Origin of the sequence: Candidatus Aquiluna sp. IMCC13023, assembly GCF_000257665.1 — a bacterium.
In the GTDB taxonomy this organism is placed as follows: domain Bacteria; phylum Actinomycetota; class Actinomycetes; order Actinomycetales; family Microbacteriaceae; genus Aquiluna.
Genome location: NZ_AJKR01000003.1, coordinates 483,295 through 500,117, shown reverse-complemented (window position 1 = coordinate 500,117; position 16,823 = coordinate 483,295). Strand labels below are relative to the sequence as shown.

Below are 16,823 nucleotides of genomic sequence, written 5' to 3'. Positions count from 1 at the left end.
CCCTTTAATGCAAGCCGCGGCTTTGTCGCGCTCTCTGGCCCAGATTTCCAAGTCAAAGACCAACCATTTTTACTCTCCATCTAAATCCAATTTCCTGGCGTTGGCCGCCTTGGTGAAGTCTTCGAGCAAGCCGATCGCAATCATTACTTCAAGCTCAGGGCAGTCTCAAGAAATAGCCGGTGCTCTTGCTCAGTTGGTTGATCAAATTGAAGTTATTGACTTTCCATCCTGGGAGACTTTGCCTCACGAACGGCTGTCTCCTTCTGCAGAGACCGTCGGAAAGAGGCTCCAAGCTCTTCACCGAATGAATCAGTTGTCGAGCGCTAACCCCAAGCACAAAGTTGTGGTCATGGTTTCTATCAGGGCTGCCCTGCAGCCGGTGATCGGTGGTTTGGAAGACCACCCACCATTTGAAATGACAAGAGGCAAGGACTACCTGCTTCCAGAATTAGCACTGAAGCTAATCGAGATTGCCTATGAGCGCGTGGACATGGTCACCAGGCGAGGAGAGTTTGCAATCAGGGGTGGAATCCTAGATGTTTTTCCAACCACTGCCGAGCACGCCGTTCGCCTTGAATTTTTTGGGGACGAGCTGGAAGACATTCGTGAGTTCCAGGTGGCTGACCAGCGGTCAATAGCAACTTCTTTGTCAACTATCGAGCTGTATCCGGCCAGAGAGATGCTGATTACTCCGGCGGTTGCCTCTAAGGCCAGGGAGATGGCGTCGGAATTCCCAGGACTTAGCGAGATGCTCGCGAAAATCTCGGAGGGTATTCCAGCTGCCGGCATGGAGTCCCTAGCTCCAGTGCTGGCAAAAAAGCTCGGACCACTTACGCAATACTTGCCGACTGCGACATTCGTATTGCTAGACCCGGAGTTGATTAGCTCGCGAGCCAAAGCCTTGGCTGACACCAACGAGGAGTTTTTGCACGCTGCTTGGGACACGGCAATTGCCGGCGGTAGTGCCCCGATCGACTTATCGACGGGTGGCTTTCTTGAGCTAACAGTGTTGTTAGATTCCATTCGTGAAACTAACCGACTGGTTGAAATTAGCTCGCTGCCGCAAGACCACTTTGTTGATCTAGGTCTTCGGGAAATCCCAACTTTTCAAGCCGGAGGCGCGGCTACCGATTGGATTATTGACCAGTTATCTCAGTTGCAAAAACTTGTGATCACCGCCAAGGGGCATGGCACGGCCGAGCGGATAGTGGAAGTTCTTTCAGCCCTGTCTATTCCAGTGTCGCTGAGCGAAATCGTAAGAGAACCGACCAGCGGTTCGGTCATGGTCGTTGTGGCAGATTTGCCTCACGGATTCTTCGTTGCCGATCAGGACCTCATTGTCATTACTGAGACAGAGTTTTTCGGTGTCGCATCGAGTTACCAGTCTCCTAATTCACGCAAGCTTGCTAAGCGTCGCGGTCCTCAGGTTGACCCGCTGACTCTAAAGCAGGGTGATTACGTAGTTCATGAAATACACGGCATTGGTAGATTCAAGGAGCTAGTGCAGCGCGATAATCGCTCTCAGGTCAGGGAATACCTAGTTATTGAATACGCGTCTCCAAAACGTGGCTATCCGCAAGACACTTTGTTCGTGCCGACTGACCAGTTGGATTTTCTATCTCGATATGCTGGCGGCGAAGCCCCGGTGTTATCGAAGATGGGAGGCACCGATTGGGCAAGAGCCAAGGGTAATGCCAGAAAGGCCGTTCGAAAGATAGCCATAGATCTGGTGAAGCTCTATTCGGCGCGTATGAAATCTAAGGGCTATGCGTTTGGTCCAGATACCGAGTGGCAACGGGAACTAGAAGAGGCGTTCCCTTTTCAGGAAACCCCCGACCAGCTCACAACGATCGACGAAGTCAAAAGGGACATGGAGAAAGATATCCCAATGGATCGTCTTTTGGCCGGTGATGTCGGTTACGGCAAAACTGAGGTCGCCATTCGGGCCGCCTTCAAGGCAATTCAAGACGGCAAGCAAGTAGCAATGCTTGTGCCAACCACGCTGCTGGTACGTCAACACATGCAAACTTTCAATGAGCGCTATGGCGGGTTCCCGGTAAATATCCGCGCTCTTTCTAGGTTCCAAAGTGCTAAGGAGATAAAGGCCACTCTTGCCGAGACGGCTTCAGGCGCAGCAGACCTAATTATCGGAACTCACCGGCTCTTGTCTAGCGGGGTCGAGTTCCGAAACCTAGGGCTAATAATCATCGATGAGGAACAACGCTTCGGAGTCGAGCACAAGGAAAAGCTCAAGGAGCTCAAGCACAATGTGGATGTCCTGGCAATGAGCGCAACTCCCATTCCAAGAACCCTTGAGATGGCCGTAACGGGAATCCGAGAGATGTCCACGTTGGCCACCGCTCCCGAGGAGAGACACCCCATCCTCACCTTCGTTGGTGGATATTCCGAGCAACAAGTGGCGGCCGCAATCAGAAGAGAGATGATCCGTGAGGGTCAGGTTTTCTTCGTCCACAATCGCGTCGCAACCATTGAAAAGGTCGCCGCGGACATCCGCAAACTAGTCCCAGAGGCCAGGGTCGCAATGGCTCACGGCAAAATGCCTGAAGCCGCTCTCGAGCAAGTCGTTATTGATTTCTGGGAGGGCAAATACGACGTATTGGTTTCGACAACAATTATCGAAACTGGCATCGACATCCCAAATGCCAACACCTTGATTGTGGATCGAGCAGAGAATTTTGGCTTGAGCCAGCTGCATCAAATTAGAGGTCGGGTTGGTCGCTCCAAGGAGCGCGCCTACGCCTATTTTTTCTACGACCCTTCTAAAACCCTGAGTGAAACTGCGCACGATCGACTCGCGACGATCGCAACTAATAATGAGCTCGGCAGCGGCATGCAGATTGCCATGAAAGATCTAGAGATTCGTGGGGCGGGGAACATGCTCGGCGGAGAGCAGTCCGGCCACATCGCAGGAGTCGGATTCGATCTTTATCTTCGAATGATTTCAGAAGCCGTAAGTGAGTTTCGAGGTGAGCCAGTTAGCTCTCCTGCCGAACTAAAGCTTGAGATTCCAGTTGACGCGCGCATTCCGCCAGAGTACCTGGACAGCGAGCGCCTGAGACTAGAGGCCTATCACAAGCTCTCGGCGGCAAGCTCCAGTAAAAGCAGCCGCAAGGATCTTGATGCGATTCTTGCCGAGCTCGAAGATCGATTTGGCAAGGCGCCGGAGCCTGTTATCCAGCTATTGCAGGTGACTGAGCTTAGGCAGCAGGCAAACCGGCTGGGCTTGAAAGACGTGAACCTGCTCGGCGTCCAGGCAAAGCTTTCTCCGGTGGAACTGTCCGATGCCAAGATGGTGGCACTGAGTCACAAGTTGCCTCAGCTTCGTTATCTCCAAAGCTCTAAGCTCCTGAGTGTTCCAATGCCGATTTCTCAAGGCATAGAACCAATTAGCAGCTCAGAAGTGATTGACTGGTTGTGGCAATTATTCGCGATTGTGTTTGAGGAGTCCCTTGGAAAAGCTACAGAGCCTAATTAAGACTGCCCACCAACTACGGGCACCGGGTGGTTGCCCTTGGGATGCCGAGCAAACACACGGTTCGCTTGTGCAATACCTGCTGGAGGAAACCCACGAACTCATCGAAGCGATCGAGTCTGGCAATAGAGATGAGGTCCTTGAAGAATTAGGGGACGTGCTCTACCAAGTCTTATTCCATGCCGACCTTGCAAGTCAAGGGAGCCTCGGGGAGCCATTTGACCTAGAAGACGTCGCTCAAAAAATGGAAAATAAAATGATCTCGCGTCACCCCCACGTGTTTGGCACAGCTGAGGACAAGGAAAAGTTCCTCGCCGAGACTGGCGAGGATGTGGTCAAAAACTGGGAATCTCACAAAAAGCTTGAGAAGCCAGGTCGAACCAGCATTTTGGACGGTGTTCCCCCGGCCATGCCCGCCTTGGCTCTCGCCAGCAAAGTGATGGGCAAGGCGGAAAAGGCCGGAATTTTAGAAACAAGTGAAGTACCGACAATTCCAATGGAAACAGAGGAGCAGCTTGGCAAGCTCTTGCTTGCAATAGTTGCAAGCGCCAGATCAGTGGGACTAGACCCCGAGCGAGCACTTCGGGAAGCTAATCGCGAGCTGCAAGCCGAAATTCGAGCATCGGAATTACAAGGAGACTTTGACGCAGGTGTTGTTGGGCTTCCGACTAGCTAAAAAGCGCTTCGAAGTCGCTAAATCCGGCATCGAGAACTTCGGATGGGGTTCTCGGGTCGTCAGTCTCAGCCCACCAGATTAGTATCGCCATTGATGCCGATAGCATCGCGGCTGAAACGGCCTTTGCCCGAAGCTTCTCTCCACCTAAGCGGGAAACCGCATCCTCCAAAACCTGCCTTGCCATTTCCAGTTGTCCTTGTCCCCAGCCGTAAACCTCGGGGGATGAGCCAATCAGCTTGAGCCTGAGTCGAACGGTTTCAGGTGAGTTGTCGGCCATGTGCATGGTCTCAACCCACGAGCCGTGCAGGAGCTGCACCACGCTAGACGATGAGTCGCTCAATAAGTTTTTCTCTAGCTCAGCCCTAAATAGGTGCATACCACCCCAAACCACTGCGGCTTTAGATGGGAAAACCCTGAAAAGGTTTGAACGGGAGATTCCTGCGGCTTCTGCAACCTGGTCCATTGTGACCTGGTCCATGCCGTGTTCGCTGAACAACCTAAGGGCTGTAAGCCCTACTGCTTTGGGGTCTGTGGTCACCGGACGGCCTCGTCCTAGTTTTTTGGCTTGTTCTGGCATGGCCCCAAGATTATCAAGACAATGCTGGGGACACAGATAGATTTTCAAGATAGCCGCGGTTTAGGGAAGTAGATAATTACCAGTCTGTGCCAGACTTTGAACGTGGCTAATCAAGTGAATCCTCCGCGTGGAATGCGCGACATCCTCCCCGAAGACAAGGTCTTACGGGAACGGCTTATAGCAAGCGTCCGTCAGGGGTACTTGGCACGAGGCTTTCAAGAGGTTGAGACGCCTGCCCTCGAGGACCTATCGAGGCTCACTTCGGGCCAAGGCGGCGATAATGAAAAGCTCGTATTCCAGGTCCTAAAGCGCGGAGATGAGCTGGATGCCGCGATCAAATCGGGCTCCGCCCTAGCTGATTTGGGCTTGCGGTTTGACCTCACAGTCCCGTTGACCCGATATTTTGCAACAAACCAGGCCGTTTTACCAAGAGTGTTTAAGGCAATACAAATTGGACCGGTCTGGCGTGCAGAAAGACCCCAAAAGGGTCGATACAGACAGTTCCTGCAGTGCGACATCGATATTGTTGGCGATGGGAGTATTTTGGCAGAAGCTGAACTTCTATCGGCTTCCCTGTCAGCGCTTGCGGATTTGGGGCTGGCTGATGCGGTCATAAGGATCAATCACCGAGAGGTTCTAATTCAGAGCATTTCAAAGATAGGTGTCCCTGAGTCCGAGCAGCTGTCCGCCATGGTCACGATAGATAAATTGGACAAATTAGGTATTGAAGGCGTGACCGCTGAGTTGGGCGAAAAATTCGGGCAGTCGGTTGCTGACGCGAGTTTTGAGTGGCTGTCCAACCTAGATCAGAGCAGGTTCCCAGAAATCCTGCAGCCTTTGGTAGATGCCATGGGGCAGTTATCCTCAAAGATCCGCTACGACGCAAGCCTGGTGCGGGGAATGGGTTACTACACCGGAGCAATTTTTGAAATAGAGCACCCGCTTGCATCATCGTCGATTGGCGGAGGCGGTAGGTATGACTCCATGGTCGGAAAATGGTCCGGCACCGGCGCTCCCGCGGTTGGAATTTCTCTCGGGATTGAGCGCATTATTGAGCTTGCGAGTTTGCCAAAAGAGCAAGCTTCTAGCCTGGTATTGATGATCGATTCTGAGGCTCTAACGGGGCAGGCATTGAGCATTCAGAGCGAACTCATCGCTCAAGGCTTTAGATGCCGTATCGAGCTTCGACAAAAAAACTTCAAGGTTCAAATGGCGTCGCTGACTAAGCAGGGCTTTGAAAAGTTTGCTCAACTTGACTCTGGCACCTCGAGCGCGAGTGACCTTGATATTCGGATGATTGACTAACTGACTAAACTCTTTTTTGAAACCAGTGCCGTTTTCGTAACTTGAACATTTTTCTATTCGTACATAGCTAAGGAGACATCTTGTCAATCATCACTGCGATCGGTGCCCGCGAAATCCTGGACTCTCGAGGCAACCCAACGGTTGAGGTTGAAGTACTTCTTTCGGACAATTCATTCGGCAGGGCTGCCGTCCCCTCTGGAGCATCTACCGGAGCCTTCGAGGCTCACGAATCTCGTGACGGCGATAAGGATCGCTACCTGGGCAAGGGTGTCCAGAATGCCGTCAGGGCGGTTGTTGAGACTCTCGATGAGGCACTTTTAGATTTCGACGCCACCGATCAGCGCGCAGTTGATTTGGAGTTGATGCGAATTGATGGCACCTCAAACAAGGCCAAGCTGGGCGCTAACGCTATTTTGGGCGTCTCGCTAGCGACTTCAAGAGCTGCAGCCGAGTCGGTTGACATGCCGCTATACCGTTACTTGGGAGGCTCAAACGCCCACGTCTTGCCGGTTCCGCTGATGAACATAATCAACGGTGGTGCGCACGCTGATAACGGTGTTGACATCCAGGAATTCATGATCGTGCCTCTCGGCGCTGAGTCGTTTTCGGAAGCATTGCGATGGGGCGCTGAGGTTTATCACACCCTCAAGAAGTTGCTGACCGAGAAAGGTTTGGCAACCGGTTTGGGCGATGAGGGCGGTTTTGCTCCTGATCTTCCGACCAATAGGGCGGCTTTGGATCTAATTTCGGAAGCGATTAAGTTGGCCGGCTACAAGCTCGGCACAGAGATCGCACTTGCTCTTGATGTGGCATCCACAGAGTTTTACGATGAAGCAACCTCCAGCTACAACTTCGAGGGAGCTAAGAAGACAGCCGGTGAAATGGTTGCTTACTACGCAGAGCTTCTGGAGAACTACCCTTTGGTTTCAATCGAAGACCCGCTTGCCGAGGATGATTGGGCTGGCTGGGCGAGCATCACCAAGGAGCTGGGTGAAAAAGTTCAGCTGGTGGGAGACGATTTGTATGTCACGAACCCAGTGCGCTTGCAAAAGGGAATTGATATGGCTGCGGGCAACGCTATCTTGGTGAAGGTCAACCAGATTGGAACTCTCACCGAGACGATGGATGCTGTTTGGCTAGCTCAGACTCACGGAATGAACGCAATTATTTCTCACCGGTCCGGGGAGACCGAGGACACTTACATCGCGGATCTTGCAGTCGCAACCAACGCAGGTCAGATCAAGACTGGTGCGCCGGCAAGGTCTGAGCGGGTTGCTAAGTACAACCAGCTCCTCCGAATCGAAGAAGAACTAGCCGAGTCGGCCAAATATGCCGGACGCTCAGCTTTTCCTAGATACCGCGACTAGCCTCGGGGCAAAGTGGCTTCTGGAGCTATAGCTCGTAATATCAAATAGTTATGCCGACAAATTCACGCGAGTCAAAGGTCCCGGTGGCATTGAGCCAGGGGAGAATTCTTCAGCGAATGCTGAGGCTGAACAGCGTCTCGGTGAGCGTGATTCTCGTAATTATTCTTGGCACCTACTTGATTTCCCCAGATGTGCAGAGTTATCTAAACCAGCGCCGAGAAATAGTGGAGATGGAGCAAAGCATCCAGCTTGCTAAGGACGCCGTGGTGGACATGCAAGCAGAACGAGACCGCTGGCAAGACCCGGTTTATATTCGCTCTCAAGCTAGAGACAGGCTCTACTACGTGCTTCCAGGGGAAGTGTCATACCTGGTTATGGACTCGGAGGGTCTGGATTTTTCTGACACTTCCAACACTCTCGGAGCCATGCTTGCTCAGCAGCGGAATGCCGATGAAATAAGTCTTGAGGTTTCAGCGGCGAAGGCTAACTGGGTGGATTCACTGATGGAGACTTTACTTCGTTCGGCAATGGAAACTCCGGTCGAGGAGTAAGTAGTTTGGTGCTTGCAAAAGATGTTGATGAGGTTTCCAGGCAGCTAGGCAGGCCTGCAAGGGGAATAGTAGAGATCGCTAGTCGCTGCGTTTGCCAGCGCCCGCTTGTCGTCAAAACCTCGCCCAGACTAGATGACGGCACACCTTTTCCAACCCTTTACTACCTGACGCAACCGGCAGCTACTGCCGCAATTTCGACCCTTGAAGCATCGGGGTTCATGGCCGAATTGCAATTGGAGATGGCCGGTAGCCCGGAGCTGCAAGCTGCCTATCTTGTGGCGCACAATTCATATCTGGCCGAGCGTGATCAGCTGGAAGTAGTCGAAGAGCTCGCTAATTTTTCAGCTGGCGGCATGCCAGAGCGAGTTAAGTGCCTACACGCTTTGGTTGCGCACTCGTTAGCCAAGGGCCCGGGCGTGAACCCAATGGGAGACGCTGCCCTCGAAGCCCTTGAGTGGTCACCTGAGGTTTGCAAGTGCAGTTAGCTTCCGGCCTAGCGACAATCGCAATTCTTGCTGCAACCCTCGCGCCCTCTGACCACTGGTGGCTTGTGGAGCTAGGGCAGAAGGTGGGCCAGCCTCGTGGAGGTGAAGGAGTGGTGGTAGCGGTCATTGATACCGGCATCGATGTCACTCACCTTGATTTGGCATCCACGGTTATTGGGGGAGCGGACTTTTCCAGGGTAGGAACACCGGAAGGAACAACACCGGTTGGCTCAAGTGGTTATCACGGCACGATGGTCGCTTCATTGATTGCCGGACAGGGACTTGAAAGCGGAGGAATCATCGGTGTTGCACCGGGTGCAAAGTTGCTATCGGTTTCGGTCGGCCTAGGCGTTGAGTCGAGCGACACTGATGCTCAAATAGCGGCTGCAATTATTTGGTCGGTTGACGCCGGTGCAGACGTAATAAACCTGTCGCTTAGTCGTAACTCCAGCACTTGGCCAATCAGTTGGGACAACGCGTTTTTACACGCCTTTGAAAATGACGTCGTAGTGATTGCCGCAAGCGGCAATGACTCTGAAGGCAACTACTGGCCCGCTGCTCCAGCAACTATTCCGGGAGTGATCTCAGTAACTGGACTGAACAAGGATCTTGAGGCCACTTTGCTATCAGGAACAACCGGTCTCGATGTGACCTTAAGTGCCCCTGGAGCTGGACTTTTTGGGAGTTATCCGGGGAATCAAATAGCAGGTTGGTCTGGATCTTCGGCTGCGACTCCGATAGTTAGTGGCGTTGTTGCGCTTATGAGAGCTCAAGACCCTAAAGCCAGCGCGAACGACATAGTGTTTCGACTGATAAATACCACCCGAGATTTGGGGGAACCTGGGTTCGACGAGGTTTATGGGTTTGGCATGGTTGATCCGACTTCTGCCATCGCATCGGCATTGACGGCAACGACAAACCCACTCGGTTCACTCAGTTACTGGGTAGATCTTTATCGAGCATCCGAAACAGCGGAGCCCGAAGGTTCAAATCTTGTTACCCCTGTAGCGCCCGAAAGTTTTTTGGGTGCGCCAGACGCGCAAAAGTCTTCTCAATCCCAAGCTTCCCAAGCGCCGTGGTACTTAAACCCGCTACTCTACTTAGTGATAACGCCCGCGGCACCGTTGCTCTGGTTGGCACTGCGCAAAAGGCGCAATGAGGGCCAGGGTAGAAAAATACGAAAGTAACCAGCGCAAACATCATGACTATTGCGAAACTGAACTCAAAGACCCCTAAAGCTGTGGCTGAAAAAATATTTGATCCAAAGCCGAAGCAGCAGATACTCATCATTGGTGGCGGCTATGCCGGCTTCTACACTGCTTGGAAGCTCGAGAAAATCTTAGGCAAAAACGAAGCTGAAATAACGCTCGTTGATCCGCTTCCCTACATGACCTACCAGCCGTTCTTGCCCGAGGTTGCGGCTGGCTCAATTGAACCTCGCCACGTTATCGTTTCTCACCGTCAACATTTGAGGAAGACCACACTTATATCCGGAAGTATGACCAAGGTGAACCACAAGCTAAAAAAGGCAACGGTTAAGGTCCCTGGTGGGAAAAACAGAGTTTTGGAATATGACCAAATAATCATGACGGCCGGAGCTGTAACCAGAACCTTCCCGATCAAGGGCGTTGCCGAAGAGGCAATTGGAATCAAGACGGTCGAAGAGGCCGTTGAGATTCGTAACCGCATGGTTGGTAACTTTGAACGCGCTGCTGCGCTGCCCAAAAACAGCAAGACACGAAGACGATTGTTGACAACCGTGGTTGTAGGCGGAGGCTTTGCGGGAGTGGAAGCTTTCGCTGAGCTTCTCAGCGCAGCGACCTCATTGGTTCGCTATTACCCTCAGATTGACTTTGAAGAAATCGAATTTCACTTGGTTGAGGCAGCTGGGCGAATTATGCCTGAGGTTTCGTTGAAAACTTCGCTCTGGGTGATAGCTAACCTAGAAAAGCGGAATGCGAAAGTGCACCTAAACACTCAGCTTTTATCAGCCGACAAGGGTTTGGTTACTCTGTCGACTGGAGAATCTATGGAGTCAGATTTGATTATCTGGACTGCCGGCGTTGCCGCAGCACCGATTGTCAAGAACTGCGATTTTCCACTTGATGACCGATTCCGGATTTCAGCCAACACCAAGTTGCAAATTGTCGATGGCAAAAAAGTTATCAAGGGTGCTTGGACAGCAGGAGACGTAGCTGCCGTTCCAGATACCTCCGGTGGTGGAGTTGGAGGCTACTGCGTTCCAAATGCGCAGCATGCAGTTCGGCAGGCAAAGCTTTTGGCCAAGAACATCGTCGGAGATATTCGAGGAGAGTCACCCCACGAGTATCACCACAAGAACCTCGGTGCGGTAGCCGGACTAGGTATCGGAGTTGGAGTTTTCCAGTCCGGAAAAATTGGCCTTACTGGTTTTATCGCATGGATAGCCCACCGTGGTTACCACGGCCTTGCAATGCCAACTTGGGAACGCAAAATCCGCGTTGTGTCCGGCTGGTTCTGGAATATTTTCTTAGGACGCGATCTATCAAGTGTCGAGGCAATGCGTAACCCACGATTATTCTTTGAAACCTGGGCAGCCAAGACTGGAAAGTAATTTCTAGGACAAAAAACTTGGGAGACCTCCTCGGTATTTTGTCCTTTGCCCCGATAGCCCAATGGCAGAGGCAGACGACTTAAAATCGTCACAGTGTGGGTTCGAGTCCCACTCGGGGCACCAGGTTTGTCAGACACATCCCAGCAAAAGGGCATAGTCTTTTGGGTCTGGACGCTAAGGAATAAAGTGGATATAGCAATTTGGGTCGTAATCGGATTATTAGTTCTCCTAGGGCTTTACCTATGGGTGACCTACAACGCTCTGGTAGCCCTCAAGGTTCGGGTAGACGAAGCCTGGAGCGACATTACCGTTCAGCTCAAGCGCAGGGCAGATTTGATCCCCAACCTGATTGAAACCGTTAGAGGCTACGCCTCCCACGAAAAAGAAGTTTTTGAAAATGTAACTAAGGCACGTGCTGCCACCATCTCCCCTGAGGCACTCGAGCACCCAGCGCAAGCTGGAAAGGCTGAGGGGGCTCTTCAGGGGGCCCTGAAGAGCCTTTTTGCGGTCTCAGAGGCATATCCAGTACTGGTGGCATCCACTAACTTTTTGGAGCTGCAGCGGGAGCTTACCGATACCGAGGACAAGGTAATGGCGGCCAGACGCTTTTTCAACGGCGGAGTTCGCGAATTGAACACCAAAATCTTGCAGTTCCCAAATAATGTTTTTGCCTCAAACCTAGGTTTCTCTGAGCGCGAGTTCTTCGAGGTTGAAGACCCAGATGCCATTGCAGAGCCGCCTTCCGTTAAGTTCTAAGCGCCCTGCATGTACTCGGCGATCGCCCGAAATAAAAGAAATACCGTATTCATAATCACCGGTTTCATTGTGCTTCTCGGTGGTGTTGCCTGGCTTTGGGGTGTTTACAGTGGCAACGGCTCCAGTGCGATATTTATCATCGCATTTGCAATTGTTTACGCGTTGATTCAGTACTACGCAGGATCTCGAATAGCGATTGCCGTTAGTGGGGCCAAGCAAATTGAGAAAAAAGACAATCCACGACTGTGGAACATTGTCGAAAATCTGAGCATCTCACAGGGAATGCCGATGCCCAAGGTTTACCTGATTGAGGAGGCCGCCCCAAACGCCTTTGCCACTGGAAGAAATCCTGAAAACGCGGTCGTTGGCGTTACAACCGGCTTGCTGGAGATCATGGATGACAACGAACTTGAAGGAGTCATGGCTCATGAGATGTCGCACGTGAAGAACTATGACATCCGCGTCTCCATGATTGTATTTGGACTTATTTCTGCGGTCGGGATTCTGGCAGACATAGCGATACGGATGTCCTTTTATTCCAGACTGGGAAACAGTCGCAATAGCGGTCAACTCGGACTGATTCTTGTCTTAGCAGGGGTTGTGGGGATGATAATCGCTTGGCTAATCGGACCTTTGGTTTCGGCTGCTGTCTCCAGGCAGCGTGAATATCTGGCCGATGCCTCAGGAGTGCAGATGACTCGCTACCCAGATGGGCTGGCGTCCGCTCTAGTCAAGCTCGGAGAATTTGGAAAGCCTATGAAGCGGGCAAACTCTGCGATGGCGCACATGTACATAAACGATCCTCTGAAACCCGGACTCGTGGAGCGGGCATTTTCTACCCACCCTCCGATCCCTAAGCGAGTCGAAAGACTCAAGCAAATTGGTAGGAGCTTCTAAATCACTAGACTTTTACTCATTCTTAGATTTTGAGGTTTCCTAATGGCAGCAGTTGAACCAATCACGCTAGAGCAGTTCGAAGACGCTCAGCAGACCATCATCGATGTTGCGGTGCGAACTCCGCTAATTCAGAGCGATTGGCTTAGCGACTACATCGGCTCCCCGGTGTTTTTTAAGTGCGAAAATCTGCAGCGAACCGGTTCCTTTAAGCTCCGCGGCGCCTACAACATAATTTCTAAGCTTTCACCAGAGCATCGAGCGCGTGGAGTCGTTGCTGCATCGGCTGGTAATCACGCACAGGGCGTGGCGTACGCGGCCAAAGAACTGGGAATTAATGCAACTATCTTTATGCCGATAGGCGCATCACTTCCCAAATATCAGGCAACCTTAGATTTCGGAGCCGAAGTAATACTTGCCGGAGGGATTGTCGACGAGACGATGAAGGCTGCTCGGGATTACACCGAGAAATCAGGCGCGGTGTTGATCCCTCCCTTTGACGACCGGGATGTAGTTATAGGGCAAGGCACCGTGGGCCTTGAAATTCTTCAAGACTTACCAGATGTCGACAACATCTTGGTTTGTTTGGGCGGCGGTGGCTTAGCCGCAGGCGTTGCAACGGTCGCGAAACTTGCTGCTGCAAAGCGCGGCAAGAAGATAAATATCATCGCAATACAGGCTGAGGCAGCAGCAGCATATCCGGCGTCCATTGCAGCTGGAAAACCGGTTGCGATAAAAATGTCCCCCACAATTGCAGACGGAATCGCCGTGGCCAAGCCTGGTCAAATCCCGTTCGATCTCATAAGCCAGTATGTCGATGAAATAGTTACCGTCACCGAAGACGAGATGGCTAAGGCAATGGTCATTGTCATGGAGAAGTCAAAGCTTGTAGTCGAAGCCGGCGGAGCAGTTGGAGTCGCGGCAATTCTTGCGAATAAGGTCAAGCTATCCGGAACAACCGCCGTAATACTTTCCGGTGGAAACATCGACCCATTGTTGTTACAACGGGTGATTCGTCACGGGCTTGCCGCATCCGACCGCTACACAAACATCGCTGTGATGCTCCCAGACCGTCCTGGACAGCTTGTGCTGACCGCGCAGGCCGTGGCGGCCGCTGGAGCGAACGTCGTAGAGGTTCTTCACACGAGGCACGGTAACGGCCTTCAAATAAGTGAAGTTGAATTAGATCTGAGCATTGAAACTCGCGGGAAGGCACATCGAGACGAAGTCTTCGAGTCTCTAAAGACAGCGGGCCTCAGCCCGAGGATGACTGAAGACTAAAAGTTAAAGTTTTTTAGGCCAGAAATTTCAACTGCAATTTCCTTGCCGTTCGGAGCGCTGAAACTAACGGAGCTCCCAACTTTCTGCCCCATTACCGCTTTGCCAATCGGTGAATCTGGGCTGTAAACGTCAAGGTCCCCCTCGTCGATTTTTGCCTGAAATTCAGTGCCGTCGAAAACCTCATTGCTACCTAGGTAAAACTCCATCGGAGAACCGTTTAGTTTGCAGCTAACAACAAGCCCCTGTTTCACCACCCCATCTGACGGGTCAGCTTCGCCGATCTGAGCATTGCCGAGCATGTTTTGCAGGCGGTTGATTCTGGATTCCAGCTTGCCTTGCTCTTCCTTGGCCGCGTGGTAGCCGCCGTTTTCCTTCAGGTCGCCCTCCTCGCGGGCCTCTTGGATTTTGCGGCTAATAAGCCCGCGCTCGACTGTCATCAGTTGCGTGAGTTCAGCCATGAGCCTGTCAAAGGCCGCCTGGGTAAGCAATAGGTCGTCGCTCATAGAAATCTCTTTCGGGTATTAAAACAGCTCGCCTAGCGAGCCATAAATACTCTAACGCAGCCTGCACTCGTCGACCAAGCCCGTTACAGCCATCGAATATGTATTGAGGTTTATGGTGTACCGGTTGGTTTCGGCGTCGGAAGGCCCAAATTCATACTCCGCCCAGCCAACAACACCGAAGCTGTTATCCAGTGCTTCGAAAGAGCAGAGAACGGCAGCATCGACCGGTTTACTCAACTCAAAGTCAACTTCGGTACGCCATTCTGAAATAACTCGGAAGCCAACGTCGGTGCTTACGACCGGGGAGTAGTTAGCCCAGGCGAAATATCCAGCCATTACTACAAGTCCAGTAACACCAAGTATCGAAAGCACCTTATTTCTAGTCGGGTTACCGGGCTTTTTAGCTCCGTAACGCTCAGCTAGCAGATCTTCATTTGTACTCATCGTGAGAAAAGTTTAAGGCACAGGTGGAATACTTAAGTCATGGATTTCTTGCTAGCGATATTGATTGAAGTTACCGCCACGCCAATCCCGGTGCCGGATGACACTTATAACTCACCCGGCCTCATTGGCTTTATAGTCACTTTTTCGGTGGCTGGCATAGCGGTCGCACTCATTTTCGACATGAACCGCAGAGTCAGGGACAATCGCTATCGCACGGAAATAAGGGCAAGGCTCGCAGCAGAAGAGCTGGGAAACATCGAAATTACCAAGCCGGATCGGCCCGAGCCCCCTATGAAGCCGCAGCGATCGAACCCAGAAGAGGATCCAGCCCAATAAGTAAACATGCGGTCCAGTGGCAGAAGAATGCCGCAACCGTCAGCGCATGGAAAATTTCATGAAAGCCAAAGTGCTTCGGAGATGGGTTCGGACGTTTTAGTCCGTAGAACACTGCTCCTAATGAATAAAACAGCCCACCAACAATTACCAGCGTCATCATGACCCAGTTTGTTTCAAGGAAATCCGGAACGAATAGCACCGCTATCCAACCCATTCCTAGATAAATCGGAACGTATAACCACCTGGGAGCATTGATCCAGAAAATCCTAAAGCCAATTCCCAGAAGCGCTATTGCCCAGACTGCTGTCAACAGCAAGACGCCTTTATCAGCGACCAAAGCGGTGACGGCCATCGGAGTGTATGTTCCAGCAATTAGCAGAAAAATGTTCGAGTGATCAATGCGCTTTAGGACGACCTTGGTAACCGGTCCCCAGTTGAAGCGGTGATATAGGGCAGAGTTTCCAAACAGCAAAATAGAGCTTGCGAAATAGATCGCCGCAGCAGTTTTGGCCTGCCAACCGTCAGAGAAGACAATTAGTAAAACTCCGGCAGCAATTACGAATGGCAATACTCCGGTGTGGATCCACCCTCTCCAACTTGGCCGAAAGTCATCTTGAGTGACGGAGCCCTTGAGCTCGTTGAGTGGTACGTGAAGCGGATCCGGGGAATCTGACTTAGCCATGGTTCCAAGGCTAAGGCATCGACATGTTTCAGGTAACATTCAAAGGTGCAGAATTTGCTATATGGCCTTTATTCCAAAGTTCTTGAGCGGAACCTTAGCAAAGAGGACATGCCCAAACACATTGGTGTGATGGTGGATGGAAATCGACGTTGGGCAAAGGTACAAGGTTTCGAGGCTGCAGGCCAGGGTCATGCTGCCGGGGCAAAAAAGATAATCGAATTTTTATCGTGGTGCTCTGATCTGGGCGTAAAGCACGTGACTCTTTACTTGCTTTCCACCGACAACCTCAAGGGAAGAACCAGTCAAGAGCTCACCGAACTAGTGGACATTATTGTCTCAATGAGCGAAGAGCTTGCTGACATTGGGCGTTGGAAACTGCAAATGGTAGGAGATAAAGAGGCACTTCCTACCCCAGCACTAGGTCGCATGGCAGCGGTCGAAAAAGCGACAAATAAAAATTCGGGAACTCATGTGAATCTTGCTATTGCCTATGGGGGGCGCAAGGAAATAGCCGATGCAATGCGGGATATATTGCGGAAGCACTCAAAAGACGGTAGCACCGTGGACCAGCTTGCCGAGGTGATGACCCCGGAGTTGATTGCGGAGCACCTATACACTGGCGGCCAGCCAGACCCGGATTTGCTTATTAGAACCAGCGGTGAGCAACGCCTAAGCGGCTTCTTGCTTTGGCAGAGCGCCAATAGCGAGTTTTACTTCGCAGAGGCACTTTGGCCAGATTTCCGCAGAGTCGATTTTTTGCGGGCGCTTCGAGACTTTCAAGGTAGGCACCGCCGCTACGGAAGTTAGCAAATAGTTTGGTGAACGATTTGATATACGGCGTGTCTTTTTACTCCTTGCGAAAAACGCAGGTCTAGATTTA

17 protein-coding genes and 1 tRNA gene are annotated in these 16,823 nt (G+C 51.8%); 14 read left to right on the top strand and 4 right to left on the bottom strand.

The genetic code is table 11. The features are described 5' to 3' along the window. Positions 1–7: 7 nt before the first annotated feature. Together mfd and IMCC13023_RS06230 are read left to right on the top strand one after the other, a co-directional pair. On the top strand, positions 8–3,496 hold the full coding sequence (gene mfd / locus IMCC13023_RS06235) for a transcription-repair coupling factor (RefSeq protein ID WP_007542424.1): 3,489 nt from the start codon (positions 8–10) through the stop codon (positions 3,494–3,496). Further along, the gene (locus tag IMCC13023_RS06230) at positions 3,471–4,169 is read left to right on the top strand and encodes a nucleoside triphosphate pyrophosphohydrolase (RefSeq protein ID WP_249859729.1); all 699 of its coding nucleotides are present in this window, start codon (positions 3,471–3,473) and stop codon (positions 4,167–4,169) included. The genes mfd and IMCC13023_RS06230 overlap by 26 nt, the downstream gene beginning before the upstream one ends. Here IMCC13023_RS06230 and IMCC13023_RS06225 read toward each other — a convergent pair. After that, entirely contained in the window at positions 4,162–4,746 is a 585-nt protein-coding gene (locus IMCC13023_RS06225; protein ID WP_100207070.1) for a TetR/AcrR family transcriptional regulator, read from the bottom strand. The genes IMCC13023_RS06230 and IMCC13023_RS06225 overlap by 8 nt on opposite strands. Before the next feature lie 102 nt (positions 4,747–4,848). Between IMCC13023_RS06225 and hisS the strand changes: the two genes are divergently transcribed. The 10 genes from hisS to ilvA all read left to right on the top strand — a co-directional run bounded on the left by hisS (position 4,849) and on the right by ilvA (position 13,978). Next, the gene (gene hisS / locus IMCC13023_RS06220; RefSeq protein ID WP_050816774.1) at positions 4,849–6,051 is read left to right on the top strand and encodes a histidine--tRNA ligase; all 1,203 of its coding nucleotides are present in this window, start codon (positions 4,849–4,851) and stop codon (positions 6,049–6,051) included. A gap of 80 nt (positions 6,052–6,131) precedes the next feature. Then, complete coding sequence (eno, locus tag IMCC13023_RS06215; RefSeq protein ID WP_007542419.1) at positions 6,132–7,418, top strand: phosphopyruvate hydratase; 1,287 nt, start codon at positions 6,132–6,134, stop codon at positions 7,416–7,418. Positions 7,419–7,468: 50 nt separating this feature from the next. Then, positions 7,469–7,969, top strand: a complete 501-nt coding sequence (locus IMCC13023_RS06210; RefSeq protein ID WP_007542418.1) for an FtsB family cell division protein — start codon at positions 7,469–7,471, stop codon at positions 7,967–7,969. Positions 7,970–7,977: 8 nt separating this feature from the next. Continuing rightward, entirely contained in the window at positions 7,978–8,454 is a 477-nt protein-coding gene (locus IMCC13023_RS06205; RefSeq protein WP_007542417.1) for a DUF501 domain-containing protein, read from the top strand. Beyond that, a complete protein-coding gene (locus IMCC13023_RS06200) occupies positions 8,445–9,641 on the top strand; it encodes a S8 family peptidase (protein ID WP_007542416.1) in 1,197 nt (398 codons plus the stop codon). Before IMCC13023_RS06205 ends, IMCC13023_RS06200 begins: the two co-directional genes overlap by 10 nt. Before the next feature lie 14 nt (positions 9,642–9,655). Beyond that, complete coding sequence (locus IMCC13023_RS06195; protein WP_007542414.1) at positions 9,656–11,047, top strand: NAD(P)/FAD-dependent oxidoreductase; 1,392 nt, start codon at positions 9,656–9,658, stop codon at positions 11,045–11,047. A gap of 47 nt (positions 11,048–11,094) precedes the next feature. Continuing rightward, positions 11,095–11,170 (top strand) — tRNA-Leu (locus tag IMCC13023_RS06190). A gap of 63 nt (positions 11,171–11,233) precedes the next feature. Continuing rightward, a complete protein-coding gene (locus IMCC13023_RS06185) occupies positions 11,234–11,803 on the top strand; it encodes a LemA family protein (protein ID WP_040325499.1) in 570 nt (189 codons plus the stop codon). 9 nt (positions 11,804–11,812) lie between these two features. Continuing rightward, complete coding sequence (locus IMCC13023_RS06180) at positions 11,813–12,700, top strand: M48 family metallopeptidase (protein WP_007542410.1); 888 nt, start codon at positions 11,813–11,815, stop codon at positions 12,698–12,700. A 42-nt stretch (positions 12,701–12,742) separates the two neighbouring features. After that, positions 12,743–13,978, top strand: coding sequence for a threonine ammonia-lyase (ilvA, locus tag IMCC13023_RS06175; protein WP_007542408.1), 1,236 nt, complete (start codon positions 12,743–12,745; stop codon positions 13,976–13,978). Here ilvA and greA read toward each other — a convergent pair. Both greA and IMCC13023_RS06165 read right to left on the bottom strand, forming a co-directional pair. Further along, on the bottom strand, positions 13,975–14,481 hold the full coding sequence (gene greA / locus IMCC13023_RS06170; protein ID WP_007542406.1) for a transcription elongation factor GreA: 507 nt from the start codon (positions 14,479–14,481) through the stop codon (positions 13,975–13,977). The genes ilvA and greA overlap by 4 nt on opposite strands. 51 nt (positions 14,482–14,532) lie before the next feature. Continuing rightward, complete coding sequence (locus tag IMCC13023_RS06165) at positions 14,533–14,925, bottom strand: DUF4307 domain-containing protein (protein ID WP_007542405.1); 393 nt, start codon at positions 14,923–14,925, stop codon at positions 14,533–14,535. Positions 14,926–14,964: 39 nt separating this feature from the next. On the opposite strand from IMCC13023_RS06165, the gene IMCC13023_RS06160 reads away from it, so the two are divergent. Next, positions 14,965–15,261: a hypothetical protein gene (locus IMCC13023_RS06160; protein WP_007542403.1), complete on the top strand. Its 297-nt coding sequence runs from the start codon at positions 14,965–14,967 to the stop codon at positions 15,259–15,261. On the opposite strand, the gene trhA is transcribed toward IMCC13023_RS06160, so the two are convergent. Further along, positions 15,215–15,943: a PAQR family membrane homeostasis protein TrhA gene (gene trhA, locus IMCC13023_RS06155; RefSeq protein WP_007542401.1), complete on the bottom strand. Its 729-nt coding sequence runs from the start codon at positions 15,941–15,943 to the stop codon at positions 15,215–15,217. The two genes, IMCC13023_RS06160 and trhA, sit on opposite strands and share 47 nt — an antisense overlap. Before the next feature lie 45 nt (positions 15,944–15,988). Between trhA and IMCC13023_RS06150 the strand changes: the two genes are divergently transcribed. Further along, positions 15,989–16,750 carry an isoprenyl transferase gene (locus IMCC13023_RS06150; protein ID WP_007542400.1) on the top strand — a complete coding sequence of 254 codons (762 nt, stop codon included), beginning with the start codon at positions 15,989–15,991 and terminating at the stop codon, positions 16,748–16,750. Positions 16,751–16,823 lie beyond the last annotated feature (73 nt).

Coding starts and splice junctions, on each gene's coding strand:
- mfd (WP_007542424.1), top strand. CDS start 8: ATGCAAGCCGCGGCTTTGTCGCGCTCTCTGGCCCAGATTTCCAAGTCA.
- IMCC13023_RS06225 (WP_100207070.1), bottom strand. CDS start 4,746: ATGCCAGAACAAGCCAAAAAACTAGGACGAGGCCGTCCGGTGACCACA.
- IMCC13023_RS06210 (WP_007542418.1), top strand. CDS start 7,469: ATGCCGACAAATTCACGCGAGTCAAAGGTCCCGGTGGCATTGAGCCAG.
- IMCC13023_RS06195 (WP_007542414.1), top strand. CDS start 9,656: ATGACTATTGCGAAACTGAACTCAAAGACCCCTAAAGCTGTGGCTGAA.
- IMCC13023_RS06180 (WP_007542410.1), top strand. CDS start 11,813: ATGTACTCGGCGATCGCCCGAAATAAAAGAAATACCGTATTCATAATC.
- ilvA (WP_007542408.1), top strand. CDS start 12,743: ATGGCAGCAGTTGAACCAATCACGCTAGAGCAGTTCGAAGACGCTCAG.
- greA (WP_007542406.1), bottom strand. CDS start 14,481: ATGAGCGACGACCTATTGCTTACCCAGGCGGCCTTTGACAGGCTCATG.
- IMCC13023_RS06165 (WP_007542405.1), bottom strand. CDS start 14,925: ATGAGTACAAATGAAGATCTGCTAGCTGAGCGTTACGGAGCTAAAAAG.
- IMCC13023_RS06160 (WP_007542403.1), top strand. CDS start 14,965: ATGGATTTCTTGCTAGCGATATTGATTGAAGTTACCGCCACGCCAATC.
- trhA (WP_007542401.1), bottom strand. CDS start 15,943: ATGGCTAAGTCAGATTCCCCGGATCCGCTTCACGTACCACTCAACGAG.